Origin of the sequence: Erwinia sorbitola (assembly GCF_009738185.1) — a bacterium.
GTDB classification, from domain to species: domain Bacteria; phylum Pseudomonadota; class Gammaproteobacteria; order Enterobacterales; family Enterobacteriaceae; genus Erwinia; species Erwinia sorbitola.
Map to the genome: position 1 here is coordinate 1,660,139 of NZ_CP046509.1, position 13,834 is coordinate 1,673,972.

Sequence of the window (13,834 nt, forward strand, 5' to 3'; positions counted from 1 at the left end):
CTGCCACTTCCATCCACCAGTGTGCTGGGCTCGTCTAAAAGTTTCTGTAATTCGGTAGTGCTCATTTTCACCTCGCCGTCACAGATTTAGCTGGTTTACGATGCCCGGCTGCATACAGCGCCACATCTGGCAGGCACATTGCCCCGGTCTCTTCTTTCACATCACGAACACTCGGCCCGTTGATTGCTCTTGCTACTTTCGGCGTACAGCCTTCTGACAGCTTCGTGAATGCTGCTTCAAGCTTCCTTGCCATTAATCTGTCAGCGTCACACAGAGCTTTGTACGCTGCGTAATGCTCACCACGTTCACGCATCCGGCGTGACTTACTGTTGTTCTTTGTGGGTAGATAGCTAATTACCGTCATTTTCACTCCCGAATTCTTTGGCTAACATGAAGATATTGTGCTGAACCTTTCGCATAGCGAACTCACCATGCAGCTCAATCGCCTTTTTGTTATATGACTCAACGGCAAGCTTTTTTTCTTTAAAGTTGCCAATGTGAATTCGTTTCGAACCTGATTTAATGTATGAAGTCCAAGAGCGATCTTTTGTTGAGTACCTGACACCCACATAACCACTCTTGTTCGCCCTGGTAAGGCCGATGCTTTGATTATTTTGACTTCGAGTAACCTCTCGTATATTGGTTATCCTGTTATCAATCCTGCATCCGTTGATGTGGTCTAGGTGCATGGGCTCATTGCCGGTAATCATCTTCCAGATGATTCTATGAAGCGTGTAAAGTCGCCCATCAACACGAACCATCAAGTACCCACTTCCACCTACTGTCCCGCCGCTCTTGTCAAGTTTTCGAGAGCCCTTAGGCTGCCTCCACCACACAAGCCCCGTATCAGCGTCATACCTGAAAGTTTCGAGCAGAAGCTTTTGGGGTGGCAGCGGTATTCGCTTTGACCTGTCTTTAGTCATGCTTCCTCCAAGTAATTCCAGCTATGCAGGCTAGCCAGCCCACATAAATGTTTCACTTTGGCCTACCGCAAGCGGCGGTAGAATTCCTCGTTGTTAAAGAGCGTGACGTGCATCGTGTTGATGAGATGGATAATAGCTTTGGCTATTATCCATGTAAATAGCTATGACTATTATTTGATAGCCTTGTATATTATTTTATTGATAGTTAAAGGTATTTATTTTTTAACGTGTCAAAAATTAGCGCGTTTGAGAGGCTGTGTTGGGTGAAATTTAATCAGAAATGGTTGTGGGAGATTGATGGAAAGAGGAAAAAGCGGCATTTATCGCTGGTGAGATAGGCGGTGCGGTCGTCGATCTGATAGTGCAGGGGATTTCATCAACATGGTTGATAGCCTGGAGGCAAAGATCAGAACGGTAGGCAACACGATACACAAAGGGGTGCTGCGAGATGCTGCGAGATGCTGCGGCGATGGTGAGGAAGGGGAGTTGATTGCAGGTGCCTTTCGGTCATGCTGCTTGATAAATAAAGTATCGATGAAGGGGGTGATCGGCGTCACCACTGGTTAACTGTTTACCATTAGTGACATCGTTAACCGAAAATTGGATCGCCGATAGGCTCAGGCCACATGCGGGTTTGCAGGGAATTTTTAGCGAAAAATGTACGTGCAGTGGATCACCAGAAAGCAGGCACAAAAAACCCGGCGCTAGGTTATGCTGCCAGTCTTTTTATCCATGATTCTCTTTTCGAGAAAGGCAGGACATGGCTAGATTCATTAAACAATAAAGAAAGTTGCTGCATCTGCTCGCCAATCGCTTCACTGTCCACGATGACAAAGCGATTGTTAAGTGCATCGTTGGCGTTCTTTAAATCAATTAGTTTGCCAAGCAATGAGTATGCACTGTTCCAGCTACCACCATGCTTTACACTGGAGGTGAAGATATACTTTGGATCAGTAGTTTTTACCGTAACTGGGATGGTAATTTGGTGCCCACTCATACCAGTGACGTTATCTTTAAGTTGCAGCATTCCTTTAGGCAAGGAATGATACAGAAAATCAATAACAACGCTTTCAAATCTCTCAGTGTGGACAGGTTGATGCCAGTCTACTGACAGCGTAGATGCTAAAATACCTGCCCTGATTATGTCAGCAGTAACGTTGCCGATATTGTTTTCTGTGGCCCATCCGATAATCTCGCCGCGGTCATTTAGTTCAGTTCCTTCCCTGTGGAGTAGGAAGCGAATTTCTTCAAACCGTTTTTTTGTGATCGAGATGCCTCGCGCTTCCATATTCATTAAAGCGTCGCACCGATCGCTAATCAGGAAGCGTCCGTTTACCTCTCTGACAAACGCGCCAACATGCTCCCCATCGTCACAATAAGTGAATGGGCTGATAATTCTCATGGTTTCGCCAATTGGATGGCATTCGAAACCAAGTTGTGAAATCACCGTTGAGCACATCATAAGCCTAGTCCTATCTGTCCAGATTCATCCTCAAGAGGGATAGGTAATTTACCTGTGTAAGTAACGTTTAACTGTTTGCAAAAGTAGTCCCAGTATCCTACCAGGTCGTGGGGTTTTATGTCATCGATTATAGGGAAACCAATCTTTTCACTATAGTACCCCGCCTCTTCGTAGTACACATGATAGTGAGGCCCGAAGACGCTGTCTTGATAGTCTGGTCGATCAATTTTGTAATTGTTTTTATGCTTATCAAATGGATAAGTATCAACTGCAAAAACTCTCTTTTTGTTGTACAAGGCAACAATGTTGATTTTGGGATAAGACGTTTCAGGAAAAGTGTGGGACTCATGATCCGGTTTCCACTGAAGAAGAAATGAGAGGCCTTGAATGGGTATCTCATCTTCATCCGATGGAATAACTTGTAACTGCAACCACAGGAGAGGCCTGCTAGGCGGCGGTTTAACGCCCCACCTTACACCTGTAAAATCTACCCTTTTTGCGCAATACAAAACATGGTCGACTTCGGCCTGACTGGGGAGGTAATCATCTGATTTAGCCACAAATTATTCATCCATTATCATTTTTTTATCCTACCCGAACGCCTCTCCGGCCACTGGGCTATCAGAGCTTGTTATATTTCAGTGACTCATGGATCAGCGCCTTGCCCATCACGTAAAACTGATACTGTGTGGTGTCAGTCACGTACCATTTTTCATAGGCTGGGTTGTCGGATAAAACCGCGAGTTTTTCTCCCTGCATCTGCAATCGCTTAACGTGGAATGTTTTTCCGTACACGAAAGCATAGACTCCATCAGTTCGAAAATCTCTCACGGAAACATCAAAGAACAACCTGTCACCGGAGTTAACGGTAGGTGACATGCTGTCCCCGTCAACTGTCATTACCTTCACATCATCAGCTGCTCTATTACCAAACAGTGACCTCGCGTGCTCTGAGGTAAACTCAATAGCGTGAAGCACCTCAACAACATCAGAAAGCATGTATCTTCCTGGCCCTGCACTGACTTCCAGATCTAGAACGTCCACCCTGTAGATACCGTCCTTGTTTGCAACCTCAAATTTTATTGGCTCTTGTCCATCCAGCCTCATTGGCCCATGGCCAGAAGAAAGCCACTCAGGCCTAACGCCAAGCACCCGGGCTATGTCTACAGCCCGTTTAGAACCTTTGGCTCCGCCGCTAACCAGCTTCCAAACACTGGGTTGAGCCATGCCGACAGCCTCAGCAAGCGCTCCCTGAGTTATATCAGCCTCTTTCATCGCAAGGGCCAGTCGTTCTGAGAATGTCATTTTTTCCATAAACTCATTTTATAGCTACGGCTATTTGTCTTTCAAATAGCTTTGTCTATTTACTTTCTTAATAGCCAAGACTATTATTGCAGTTAAAATCAAGGCAGGAGCTATTTATGGTCAACAAAGCTATTAAGTCTGCTATCGACTTTGTAGGCAGCCAGCAGAAACTGGCAGAGGCCTGCGATGTTAAGCAGCCATCAGTATGGGCTTGGTTGCACGGGAAAAAGAAAGTATCAGCTGAAAATGCAAAACGCATCGAAAAGGCGACAAATGGAATCATCCCTGCTTACCAGATCCGACCTGATTTAACTGACCTGTTCCCTCATCCGAACAAGGCAGCATAAGCACTACCGCTCTTTAAAATCCGGAACCGCTCCGCCGCTTGTGGGGCAAAACCAATGTGGCACCCCGCGGGGTGCGCACGTAACTAACTTACTAATCAACAAGGACAAGTATTAACGATGGAACACGCAAACGAACGCAAATCAGGAAGTATTGCATTTATCGGACGCCATCTGCTGGCATCCGCGCACCACGCTTTAACTAACACACGTCAGTCAGTCGTCGCAAGGCTGCTTAACGTAGCTGATTCAACGGTTCTTCGTCGCACAGAAAAATACCCGGAGATTATGGAAACTCTCGCTGCCTGCGGTGTAGAGGATTTTGTGATGTCCGGGGAAAAGAAGATGCCGCTGGAGCACTACCGGCATCTGATCTGGATACAGCTTGAATACTCACGGCTGCAACTGGAAATGACAAAAGAAAAGCCGCAAGAGAGCACGAACTCTTTTGCGGCCTGATAGCAATTAGCGATCACTAATAACTGGAGAAAAGTATGCCAGGAATACCTGTGTATGTAAACAGTGGCGGGGTGAGTGAGCCTCTCACAATAAATACCGAAGCTTTGACTAACGTACCGATGCCCGATGACATGCGTCTTTCGGGATGGGTATACATTTTATCAAATGACTATATGCCAGACGTATACAAAATCGGCATGACAACCAATGAGCCTGAGCTTAGAGCAAATCAAATATCTCAGGGAACGGGTATTCCGTTTCCTTTTGCTGTTCATGCAGCCTATTACTCGGAAAAACCCCATCATCACGAGTCGATTATTCATGACTTATTAAAACAATATCGCATCAGCTCAAACCGTGAATTTTTCCATTGTTCACTAGAGGTTATTGAGGATGCATTTTCTGGGGAAGGCCTGGTAGAGAGGGGCACTCCGCTAGAAGTTATTGCGGACACTTATGATGTGATCTGTCTAGAAAAGGCCGAGCCGTGGTCTCTTGATGCCCTACTTGAAGATATAGGCATCACCGTATTTGGCTGCAAGTACGCAGCCATTAAAAGGCTGGTTGAGATAGCCGGTGAAAGCATTACAAAGCTAAACCGCTGTGGGTGCTCACTGCTCATTAATAAATCGAGCGCCACACCAATCCTGTCGTACACAACTCAATCTATGCGGGCGCATGAGAAGAAGCTCAATGAAGCTGGAGTTTATGGCCCAAGCAAACCGTGGAGTTTTTAAATGGCCAGATCCAGGAACATCAAACCAGGCTTTTTCACTAACGATGAGCTGGCCGAATGCGATCCATATGCGCGCCTGCTTTTCGTTGGACTGTGGACTATTGCCGACAAAGAAGGGCGCTTAGATGACCGCCCTAAGAAGATTAAAGCGCTTGTACTTCCTTTCGATAACGTCGATTGCGATCTGATGCTACAACAACTTCATCAACGCAATTTCATCACTCGATACTCAGTAGAGTCGAAGCCGTTCATCCAGATTAACAACTGGAAAAAGCACCAGAACCCTCACTGCAAAGAAGCGGCAAGTGAGATACCAGAACAGTTAAAGGAAGTTACCGCACCTGAAGAAGAACCGGGAAAGAATGGTGCAATGTCAGTACAAAGTGATGAATTAGAAGTGCAACCTATTGAAAATAATAGAGCACCAGAAAAGCACCATGCTAGTACCGTGCAAGAACAGCACGAGAACAATTTAAATCCTGCTGATTCCCTTAACCTGATTCCTGATTCCCTTAACCTGATTCCTGATTCCCTTAACCTGATTCCCTATAACACCCAAGCCGCTGAAGCGACTTGCGATAGCGATATTCAGGCAACCGTTCATTCCATGTCAGGCCGCTATGCATTCGAGGGAAATATCGTTCGTTTAAATCACAAGGACTACGAAGCCTGGAAGCTGCTTTATCCGAACATCGATTTGAACTACGAACTGCAAAAGCTTGATATCGAATTCACTCACGAAAAGCCGAAGAACTGGTTTATCACTGCCAGTCAGAAGCTTAGTTATCAGAACAAGCACGCCACCCCACGAACCTCTACGGCTTCACGCCGAGTGGCAAATGAGAACTTTGCTGCTAAAAACTATGGCACCACGGATACGCCATCTTGGATGGAGGGATGATGATGGGATACCAGCAAGAAATCGAAACCCTGCAAGGCAAGATTCGCAACCTTTCCGAGCCGCCAAAGAAAATTGAGCACACTGAGCTTAATGTTGTCACCGCCTACTGTGACAAGCACGGTGAGTTTGAGCAGCGCCAGCGCAAGGCATCCATTGGCAACCTGGTTACTAAGACTGAATGCCCTGAGTGTCTGAAAGAAAAACTACTCGACCTGAAATTGAAGCAGGATCATCAAGACGCCCGGGAGAAATCAGGGAAAATTAAGCGTCTCATGGATAATTTGCTTCTTCCAGAACGATTTGCTCACGCCACGCTGGATAACTACCACGCTGTGAATGAAGACGCTAATCGCTGCCTGAAAATCTGTAAGGCCTACGCCAGTAAATGGCCGGAACGGCTTAAGCAGGGCGGCGGGCTGGTAATGTGCGGCAAGCCTGGAACTGGAAAGAATCATCTGGCGCTGGCAATCGCAAAGCACGTTATCAACCAGCATCAGAGCGCTGCAATGTTCACCACGGCGCTGCGGATCGCCAGGATGTTCAAATCCACCTGGAGTAAAAACGCAGAGCAAACAGAGACTGAGGTTATTCAGAAATACACCGACCCCGACTTGCTAATCATCGACGAGGTTGGTGTCCAGTTCGGTAGTGACTCTGAAAAGCTGATCCTGTTTGAAATTATCAACACCCGGTACGAAAAAATGCGCCCGACCATCCTAATCAGCAATCTTCCCAAAGACGAATTGTCAGCGTTTATCGGGGAGCGCGTGATTGACCGAATGAACGATGGCGGCGGATGCACACTCGCATTTACTTGGGAAAGTTATCGTTCGAGGGCTGCTTGATGCTGGGTGAATGGATAAAGAAGCAGGTGCGCGAACAGGAACGCCGCGAATCTGACGCACGATATGACCTGTTATGCCGACTACCGGCTAACACGTTCGCAGCGATTTACGCTGAAAACTATGAGGTCTTCACGGGAGCCATGTACAACGGCGAATACTACAGCGAGGGGGAAATCTACTCCGCATCACTGGCGCGGGGTGAAGGATATGAGGTGTTGCTATGACAGATAAATTACCAACGGTTATCTCAGAGAGCGAGATGCAGATAGTGCCAGGACTAACGATCACTGTGATGGTTCTGGATAACGGGCGTCGAATTATCCCCGCTGAAGATATGCATCGGGCATGTGAATGGCTTGGTATGGATTTAGCCGACGTACTCCAGCGCTCGGTTGTAGCAGAGCAGGTGAAATCATGAGTAAAAATAATAGCTTTGTGATTTACAACAACGATGGAGAGCATGGTCGCATGTACTTCACTGGCACAGAGTGGGGCGGCCCCGGTTATTTCAACCGAATAGGCGGCGCGTATCTTTTCGACACTATGGCAGAGGCTGAGGATGTCAGGAGCTGGCTTGATGAAGCACTTGTTTTACCACAGGAACATTTTATTGAAGAGGTCATCAATGAATAATTTCCGCAAGCAGGTGAAATCATGAAAATTAAAACCAGCGACATCATGGTGTGCCGCGAGCTTTCAGTGGACGGCGATTGGGTTGCTCGGATGGCTTATTACTCCGAGGAGAAGTCATTGCTCATGAGCAAAAAGATAATCGACATGTTCCTGACAGAAGTGAAGATGCTGCACAAACACAGACATATCAGGGCCGGGCAGCCAGCCAGAGGGGGTGAGTGATGTATCAGGTTTACTTAGTCGCGTATTCGCACAGTCGCGGAACGGGACGAGCATTTAATTACCGAATTGACGGACAGCCGCCGAGTGTGAGTGACATCGAAAGCCTCGAGAGGAATATCTCAGCTAGCAATGACTGTAGTGGCGTTTGCGTAACTGGAGTTTATAGGCTGGCGGATCAGAAGAATATTGCGGGGAGGCATCATGATGGACTACAGCAAACTGAGTGATGCGGAGATAAACAGAAAAGTGGCAGCTATCATTTTTCCTGGTGATCAAAATATAACGCCTTATTCTCATCGACCTGATGTGCAGGTTTTCCACAAAAACGACTGCAACACAATGAAGGACTACTGCAACAACCCCGCAGACGCCTGGCCGATTATTGTGGCTAATAAAATAGCTCTCATCTGGTATGAAACAGAAAAAAAATGGAGCGCATCTGGATATTACAAAATGGAAGACGGATGCTGGGAGTGGGATTATTTGCCTGATGAGTATTTTTCAGATGAAAACCCCCTTCGCGCCGCGATAATCGTATTCCTGATGATGCGGGAGAGTGAGTGATGAAAATTGCATTGCCGGGACGCGGCGGGGTTGGTGGCTGGCTATCACAATGGGCCATTTCGCTCAATCTGGCTGGGCCATATATGCATTGAGTGGTGGTGGAGATGAAAGAAATCTACACAACAGAAATCATCATATCTGGGCTGCTAATTTTAGTGGCCCTTTTTATTTTGTGCTGGGCGGGGAGGTAACCGTGAACAAACAGAGCTATTTTCTCGTCGACATGCAGCGGCGAAACAACTGCACCGAATTCATCCGCAACCTACCAGTAAGCCCCGAATCACCCCTCGTAGTAACCATCCAGGAACGAACCCGTAGCCTCGACCAGAACGCCAAACTTTGGGCATGTCTTAACGACATCTCAGAGCAGGTTAACTGGCATGGCCGCAAGCTGACCAGCGAAGAGTGGAAGCATGTTTTTACCGCTGCGCTGAAAAAGCAGGACGTTGTACCGGGCATCGATGGCGGGTTCGTGGTGCTGGGGCAGTCAACAAGCAAAATGCGCGTCAGTGAGATGCGCGACCTCATTGAGTTAATCAGCGCCTTTGGTGCAGAGCATGGAGTCAGATTTGGTGACGATGCCGCGCTGGCGATGCGCTAGGCCAAACAGTACGGGAGAGCAGCATGAGTAAAGTAAGAATAGCAATTATTAACTTCTTAAAAGATAACAATTCCTGGTCATCGTCAGGAGATATAGCGAAAGCGATCAGCTATAAAGCGTCGTCAGTCCGCATCAGTCTCACAAGCATGTACAGAAACGGGCTTGTAATTCGCAGAGAAAAACCGGAGTCGCAGGGCGGGTTTCTGTATCGAAAAAGCGACGTTCCGTCGGGGTTTGGTGTGAGCGGAAAAATATCAGAATTCGACCGCTGTATTAGAGGGGTTCGCGCATGATTGCCGACATCCAGACAATCCCCGAGCTGCTGATAAAGACTCGCGGCAATCAGACTGAAGTCGCAAGAATGCTCAAATCCAGCAGGGGCACTATCAAGAAGTACGCCGGCGATCGCAAGGCGCAACGCCACGCCATCGTCAACGGAACGCTGATGATATTTCGCGGAGAGCAGGGAATCTGGAAACGGAGGGCTGAGTGAAAAGCACGTGGTATACACATCCGGAACCGATCGACACCGCCGCCGCAAACGAACTCCTCGAACGATACGCCTCCCGCAAAATACCAGCTAAGAAGATGCTAGCCACCGATCCTCGGTTATGGCTCGTATCCGCGTATCTGCCAGAGGGTAACTATCCACCGCGTTGCGACAGGACTTTCGAGAATAAAATGTGGAGTTAAATCATGATTAAAGGCACAACGCCGAGACCGCCGAAGCCCCGAAAATGCAAATGCTGCTCTGAGAAGTTTATCCCCCGCAACACCCTGCAAACCGCTTGCTCTCCCAAATGTGCCATCCAACTCGCGAAGCAACTCACCCAGCGCAAGCAACAGCGCGAGGAGAAAGCTCTACGAGACGATCTTCGCTTGAGAAGGGAAAAGCTTAAGGGTGTTTCAGAGTGGCAGAAAGAGGCGCAGGCGGCTTTTAATCGCTATATCCGGTGGCGGGATTACTACAAACACTGCGTGAGTTGCGACGGAATTCTGCAGCACATCGGCAATTACACCACGGGAAGCGCAGTTGATGCCAGTCACTACAGGTCACGCGGCGCGGCATCTCACCTAAAATTCAATCTCTTCAACGTCCACTCAGCTTGTACCAGGTGCAACAGGCAGTTAAGCGGCAACGCTATTGAATACCGGATCAGGCTTATCGAGCGAATCGGTATCACGCTGGTTGAGCGCATTGAGTCCGACAACACCCCGAGAAAATTCACCATCGATTACCTGAAGCGTGTGAAAGCAATATTCACGCGCCGGGCCCGTCATTACGAAAAGCTGCGTAAGCGGCAAATGGAGTGTGCAGCATGACAAAAGAATACGTGAAAAAAATCAACTACCCATGTGAAACCGCCGCGATTTTTCAGGATGTCATTTTTGTCATTCGACCTCAGCATGCCTCAGATCTTCTCATCGAGGCAGATAAAGCGGCTGAGTTCTATCTGAACCACTTCCCCTACGCCACATTAGAAAACGTCAGAGAGGGCATTCGCTACAGCTTTTGTGGACTTTATCTGAGTGACGACCAGATTATCCGGGATGCAGCATGATCGCCTACCTCCATCACAAATGGCTCCTGCTACGACTGTACCGCACCAAATCCTCGTTTATGTACGACTACCGCATCCTTCAAAACGTCAGCCACATAATGAGGAAGGCCCCATGACCTGGTTAACCCGTCTACTCAGCTACTTCAAGCCAGTCACTCCGATCATCCAGCCAACTCACACACAATCCTGGGCAGTTACTCCAAAGGGGAAGAAGCGATGAGAATCGAACGTGACTATCAGTTGGTAGTACGCCTGGCCGATATTCGTACTGCGGCAGACATGCGCCGACTCTTCGGCACCGGATGGAAGACGATAAACAGATCGCAACAGGCATGGATTCGTCACCTGCTTACCGTTTGGGGTGGACACCTCTCAGGCGATGAGTACGAACGCGGTCAGGTTAACGTTATAGGGCGACTCATGATGCGCTGCGAATGGAGCGAGCAGAAAGCCAAACAGATAGAGAGGGTGGTAACAGAGCTTCACTGTGAGGGCTACAGAGGGGAGGAATTGATGCGAAAAGCTCGCGATATTCTGGTTCCGCAATCATCCACAAGCAACATCATCGCTCTCGCCAAAGAATCAGATGATGCCGCTTTCATGGAATCAGTAATCGTTAAGACCTTCGGGCGCGACAACCCCCTCCGCTCTGTAGCCAGATTACGATACTGCAAGTGCAAGAGCGCGCAAAACATTGCTCAGAGCCTGATTTACTTCACTGGCATCACACCGAAAGAGGCAAGAAACAGAATGGAATGGGCGCAGGACATCCTTGAAGGAGAATTGTTTTATGCTGTTAAGCGCGAACAGGAGAAAGAAAATACTGCAATATCTGCCTGATAGCACGAATTGCTAAAGACATTGGGCAATAAACCTGGCACATTGCAGATATGCTCGGGAAGCAAAGCGAACTGAGCGCGGTGATGCTGAAATGAAGTGTCGCAAAGAAAGCCCCACCTTAAATGGTCGGGGCTTTTTGCTTTTATGGGTAAGGCAATTCCTTTTGCCAGCCAGTAAACATTACTTTTTCAGGCTTTCAGCGAATAACTCGACGGCTTTAGATATCACCGCTGATTGTGGCATATCTTCCTCTTTAGACAATGCCTCTATAAGTTCAATAATTGATATCGGAAGCTTGTACGACTTTGGCCGAACGCCACGGCGCTCATCGCTTTTCTTCTGAGTGTCGACTCTTGACTGTGCCATGAAAAACTCCTAAATTGAGGGTTAGGGTGGAGGGGATTTCTCCCCTCCTTCTGACTGACTTAGTATGCTGGCAAGCTAATCACTAAGAGGACAATCAGAATGATGATTAACTTCATCATAACCCTTTCCTTATGCTGGCCTCGCTTCGGTGAGGCCTTTACCGTTTCAGCGTCTTGCTGATGTAATGATTATAGGTATACCTACATATTTAGGCAAGCACTATTTCATGTTAAACGGTAAAAATATCAAATTATTAGGCTCACTTCGGTGGGCCTTTTTCTTTTGCGCCATTCGAATCAACACTCAACTTTCCTGTTAGCTCGTTGCGGCGCACTTTAAACAAAAAAATCCGCACAGTGGCGGATTCTTAGTTCACTCAATAGCGCAAGGCGGAGCTTCTTCTATCGACATGATGAAGTTTACTCGGACTTGTTCAGCTCAACATTTAGACAATTCTGAAAACGGACAAGTCCCCTATGCGGGGGTGGAAATTGAAAAATATGCCTTATAAATCCGATCCGGGCTTTATTGCCACGCTGATTGCGCTGGGCATGACTGTACTCGGCGCGGTGGCTGCATATGCCTATAAAGTTCTGAGTGGTGATGCCTTCAGTTGGCGCACGCTTTGCCTTCAGTTAATCGTATCAATATTCGCCGGGTTCCTCATGATGCTGCTTGCCACGTACTGGGCGTGGCCACAGGAAGTAACCGGGGCAGTCTGCGGAATGGCTGGCTGGTCAGGCTCATCACTCATTAAAGCATTGGAAAAACGCTTTCTTCAGAAAGCCTCTGGCGATATCGGAGTATCAGGTAATGACTAAAGACCAGTTCAGACGCGCTGCGAATATCACTCAGTCTCTGGCTGATAAATGGTTCGATCCAGTTAAGACCGCAATGAATGAATTCGGCATTGACACGCCAAAGCGGCAGGCTTACTTCATTGCTCAGGTCGGCACCGAGTCCGGGGGCTTCACTGGCATCAGTGAGAGCTTCAATTACTCAGTGGCCGGCCTGGCTATCTTCGGCACACGACTGACAGTAGCACAGCGCGAGCGGCTGGGCCGGAAGCCTGGTGAACTTGCGTTATCACCTGGGCGTCAGATGGCGATAGCAAATCTCGTTTATGGCGGCAGATACGGCAACAACATGAACGACGATGGCTGGAAATATCGCGGGCGCGGACTGAAGCAGGTCACATTCCGCGATAACTATGCAGCATGCGGAAAAGCACTGGGTATCGACCTGGTGAATCAGCCTGAATTACTGCTGACCGATTCAAATGCTGCCCGTTCTGCCGGATGGTTCTGGAAAGCCAATAACTGCAATCAGTTCGCTGACGCAGGTGATGTAGCTGGACTTACAAAGCGCATCAACGGCGGCAATAACGGGCTTGATGACCGCAAGGCCAGAACGAAAATTGCGGAGAGTGTTCTATGCCAGGCGTGAATGCACTGAAAATCCTGATTCCGGTTATCTTCACTGTCATCATCATCGGCTTTATTGCAAAGCTGGGTTATGACAATCAGAGCCTGACTGACAGTAACGAACGCCTGCGTACATTAAACAGCGAACTACTCAGCAAGAACAATGACCTCGCGGCCACGATTAAGAACCTTGCCGACCGGGTTGGTGAGCAAAACCAGATTGTCGCAGCGGAAACCAAGCGCCGCGCCGCAGCAGAGATGAAACAACAGGGGTTGCAGGATGAAGTTAAAGATGCGCTCCGCGAGAGCAAGCCCAGCGTTATGCTTGTGCCTGATGATGTTGTTGAGCGGCTGCGCCAGCAAGCAGATTCAGTACGCAACGGTAGCGACACCTCATCTTCCGATACCAGCCAGCCTGCTAAGTGAATGCCCTGTCCCGCTCATACCGAAAGATATGACATACGGTGACAGCGTACTGCTTAACTTCCAGCTACTCGACTCACTAGACGAGTGCAACGGAAAGCTAAGGGCCATCAGCAAGATTGACGAAAACAGAGCCTGACTTTGGTCGGGCTTTTTTTATGCCCGCAGTAAAACCTCCGCGCACCGCAATGCGCTTCTAACCAAACCGAATCCTATCCCTTTGA

The 13,834-nt window shown here is 48.2% G+C and carries 28 protein-coding genes; 21 read left to right on the forward strand and 7 right to left on the reverse strand.

All coding sequences use genetic code 11. The annotated features are described in order from the left end of the window. Window positions 1-67 precede the first annotated feature (67 nt). From GN242_RS07380 to GN242_RS07400, 5 genes are all read right to left on the reverse strand, one after another. Window positions 68-364, reverse strand: a complete 297-nt coding sequence (locus tag GN242_RS07380; protein ID WP_156287160.1) for a transcriptional antitermination N peptide — start codon at window positions 362-364, stop codon at window positions 68-70. Then, complete coding sequence (locus GN242_RS07385; RefSeq protein WP_156287161.1) at window positions 351-923, reverse strand: HNH endonuclease; 573 nt, start codon at window positions 921-923, stop codon at window positions 351-353. Before GN242_RS07385 ends, GN242_RS07380 begins: the two co-directional genes overlap by 14 nt. Before the next feature lie 709 nt (window positions 924-1,632). Continuing rightward, complete coding sequence (locus GN242_RS07390; protein WP_156287162.1) at window positions 1,633-2,385, reverse strand: DUF1828 domain-containing protein; 753 nt, start codon at window positions 2,383-2,385, stop codon at window positions 1,633-1,635. Then, entirely contained in the window at window positions 2,382-2,945 is a 564-nt protein-coding gene (locus GN242_RS07395) for a hypothetical protein (RefSeq protein WP_156287163.1), read from the reverse strand. Before GN242_RS07395 ends, GN242_RS07390 begins: the two co-directional genes overlap by 4 nt. 61 nt (window positions 2,946-3,006) lie before the next feature. Further along, window positions 3,007-3,690: a LexA family transcriptional regulator gene (locus GN242_RS07400; RefSeq protein ID WP_154751791.1), complete on the reverse strand. Its 684-nt coding sequence runs from the start codon at window positions 3,688-3,690 to the stop codon at window positions 3,007-3,009. Between the two features lie 116 nt (window positions 3,691-3,806). Here GN242_RS07400 and GN242_RS07405 point away from each other — a divergent pair, with 116 nt between their 5' ends. The 17 genes from GN242_RS07405 to GN242_RS07485 all read left to right on the forward strand — a co-directional run bounded on the left by GN242_RS07405 (window position 3,807) and on the right by GN242_RS07485 (window position 11,397). Then, window positions 3,807-4,037: a transcriptional regulator gene (locus tag GN242_RS07405; RefSeq protein ID WP_156287164.1), complete on the forward strand. Its 231-nt coding sequence runs from the start codon at window positions 3,807-3,809 to the stop codon at window positions 4,035-4,037. A gap of 117 nt (window positions 4,038-4,154) precedes the next feature. Beyond that, entirely contained in the window at window positions 4,155-4,493 is a 339-nt protein-coding gene (locus GN242_RS07410) for a hypothetical protein (RefSeq protein WP_156287165.1), read from the forward strand. Between the two features lie 35 nt (window positions 4,494-4,528). Next, complete coding sequence (locus GN242_RS07415) at window positions 4,529-5,230, forward strand: GIY-YIG nuclease family protein (protein ID WP_156287166.1); 702 nt, start codon at window positions 4,529-4,531, stop codon at window positions 5,228-5,230. Beyond that, a complete protein-coding gene (locus tag GN242_RS07420) occupies window positions 5,231-6,130 on the forward strand; it encodes a hypothetical protein (protein WP_156287167.1) in 900 nt (299 codons plus the stop codon). It abuts the gene before it with no gap. A 2-nt stretch (window positions 6,131-6,132) separates the two neighbouring features. Then, window positions 6,133-6,975, forward strand: coding sequence for an ATP-binding protein (locus tag GN242_RS07425; RefSeq protein ID WP_156288206.1), 843 nt, complete (start codon window positions 6,133-6,135; stop codon window positions 6,973-6,975). Continuing rightward, complete coding sequence (locus tag GN242_RS07430) at window positions 6,975-7,199, forward strand: hypothetical protein (RefSeq protein ID WP_156287168.1); 225 nt, start codon at window positions 6,975-6,977, stop codon at window positions 7,197-7,199. Before GN242_RS07425 ends, GN242_RS07430 begins: the two co-directional genes overlap by 1 nt. Beyond that, the gene (locus GN242_RS07435; protein WP_156287169.1) at window positions 7,196-7,393 is read left to right on the forward strand and encodes a hypothetical protein; all 198 of its coding nucleotides are present in this window, start codon (window positions 7,196-7,198) and stop codon (window positions 7,391-7,393) included. The genes GN242_RS07430 and GN242_RS07435 overlap by 4 nt, the downstream gene beginning before the upstream one ends. Continuing rightward, a complete protein-coding gene (locus GN242_RS07440) occupies window positions 7,390-7,608 on the forward strand; it encodes a hypothetical protein (protein ID WP_156287170.1) in 219 nt (72 codons plus the stop codon). Before GN242_RS07435 ends, GN242_RS07440 begins: the two co-directional genes overlap by 4 nt. A gap of 21 nt (window positions 7,609-7,629) precedes the next feature. Next, window positions 7,630-7,830, forward strand: coding sequence for a hypothetical protein (locus GN242_RS07445; protein ID WP_156287171.1), 201 nt, complete (start codon window positions 7,630-7,632; stop codon window positions 7,828-7,830). Window positions 7,831-8,031: 201 nt separating this feature from the next. Further along, a complete protein-coding gene (locus GN242_RS07450; protein ID WP_231617140.1) occupies window positions 8,032-8,394 on the forward strand; it encodes a phage protein NinX family protein in 363 nt (120 codons plus the stop codon). A 193-nt stretch (window positions 8,395-8,587) separates the two neighbouring features. After that, window positions 8,588-8,995: a recombination protein NinB gene (locus tag GN242_RS07455; RefSeq protein WP_197094790.1), complete on the forward strand. Its 408-nt coding sequence runs from the start codon at window positions 8,588-8,590 to the stop codon at window positions 8,993-8,995. A gap of 23 nt (window positions 8,996-9,018) precedes the next feature. Then, window positions 9,019-9,288 carry a hypothetical protein gene (locus GN242_RS07460; RefSeq protein ID WP_156287172.1) on the forward strand — a complete coding sequence of 90 codons (270 nt, stop codon included), beginning with the start codon at window positions 9,019-9,021 and terminating at the stop codon, window positions 9,286-9,288. After that, window positions 9,285-9,488: a protein ninH gene (locus tag GN242_RS07465; protein WP_156287173.1), complete on the forward strand. Its 204-nt coding sequence runs from the start codon at window positions 9,285-9,287 to the stop codon at window positions 9,486-9,488. The genes GN242_RS07460 and GN242_RS07465 overlap by 4 nt, the downstream gene beginning before the upstream one ends. 203 nt (window positions 9,489-9,691) lie before the next feature. Continuing rightward, on the forward strand, window positions 9,692-10,318 hold the full coding sequence (locus GN242_RS07470; RefSeq protein ID WP_156287174.1) for a recombination protein NinG: 627 nt from the start codon (window positions 9,692-9,694) through the stop codon (window positions 10,316-10,318). Continuing rightward, window positions 10,315-10,557, forward strand: coding sequence for a hypothetical protein (locus GN242_RS07475; protein WP_156287175.1), 243 nt, complete (start codon window positions 10,315-10,317; stop codon window positions 10,555-10,557). Before GN242_RS07470 ends, GN242_RS07475 begins: the two co-directional genes overlap by 4 nt. Beyond that, entirely contained in the window at window positions 10,554-10,673 is a 120-nt protein-coding gene (locus tag GN242_RS07480) for a YlcG family protein (RefSeq protein ID WP_156287176.1), read from the forward strand. Before GN242_RS07475 ends, GN242_RS07480 begins: the two co-directional genes overlap by 4 nt. Window positions 10,674-10,773: 100 nt before the next feature. Further along, a complete protein-coding gene (locus GN242_RS07485) occupies window positions 10,774-11,397 on the forward strand; it encodes a hypothetical protein (protein WP_156287177.1) in 624 nt (207 codons plus the stop codon). 180 nt (window positions 11,398-11,577) lie between these two features. On the opposite strand, the gene GN242_RS07490 is transcribed toward GN242_RS07485, so the two are convergent. Both GN242_RS07490 and GN242_RS21915 read right to left on the reverse strand, forming a co-directional pair. Continuing rightward, on the reverse strand, window positions 11,578-11,763 hold the full coding sequence (locus tag GN242_RS07490) for a ribbon-helix-helix protein, CopG family (RefSeq protein ID WP_156287178.1): 186 nt from the start codon (window positions 11,761-11,763) through the stop codon (window positions 11,578-11,580). A gap of 59 nt (window positions 11,764-11,822) precedes the next feature. Continuing rightward, window positions 11,823-11,882, reverse strand: a complete 60-nt coding sequence (locus GN242_RS21915; protein WP_145512522.1) for a type I toxin-antitoxin system Ibs family toxin — start codon at window positions 11,880-11,882, stop codon at window positions 11,823-11,825. A 381-nt stretch (window positions 11,883-12,263) separates the two neighbouring features. Here GN242_RS21915 and GN242_RS07500 point away from each other — a divergent pair, with 381 nt between their 5' ends. Genes GN242_RS07500 through lysC form a run of 4 tightly spaced genes read left to right on the forward strand, consistent with a single transcriptional unit; the run spans window position 12,264 to window position 13,749 of the window. Continuing rightward, window positions 12,264-12,584 carry a phage holin family protein gene (locus GN242_RS07500; RefSeq protein ID WP_156287179.1) on the forward strand — a complete coding sequence of 107 codons (321 nt, stop codon included), beginning with the start codon at window positions 12,264-12,266 and terminating at the stop codon, window positions 12,582-12,584. Then, a complete protein-coding gene (locus GN242_RS07505; RefSeq protein ID WP_156287180.1) occupies window positions 12,577-13,209 on the forward strand; it encodes a glycoside hydrolase family 19 protein in 633 nt (210 codons plus the stop codon). The genes GN242_RS07500 and GN242_RS07505 overlap by 8 nt, the downstream gene beginning before the upstream one ends. Then, window positions 13,197-13,613 carry a DUF2570 domain-containing protein gene (locus tag GN242_RS07510; RefSeq protein WP_156287181.1) on the forward strand — a complete coding sequence of 139 codons (417 nt, stop codon included), beginning with the start codon at window positions 13,197-13,199 and terminating at the stop codon, window positions 13,611-13,613. The genes GN242_RS07505 and GN242_RS07510 overlap by 13 nt, the downstream gene beginning before the upstream one ends. Continuing rightward, window positions 13,525-13,749, forward strand: a complete 225-nt coding sequence (gene lysC, locus GN242_RS21965) for an Rz1-like lysis system protein LysC (protein ID WP_445224733.1) — start codon at window positions 13,525-13,527, stop codon at window positions 13,747-13,749. Before GN242_RS07510 ends, lysC begins: the two co-directional genes overlap by 89 nt. The last annotated feature ends 85 nt before the right edge of the window (window positions 13,750-13,834 follow it).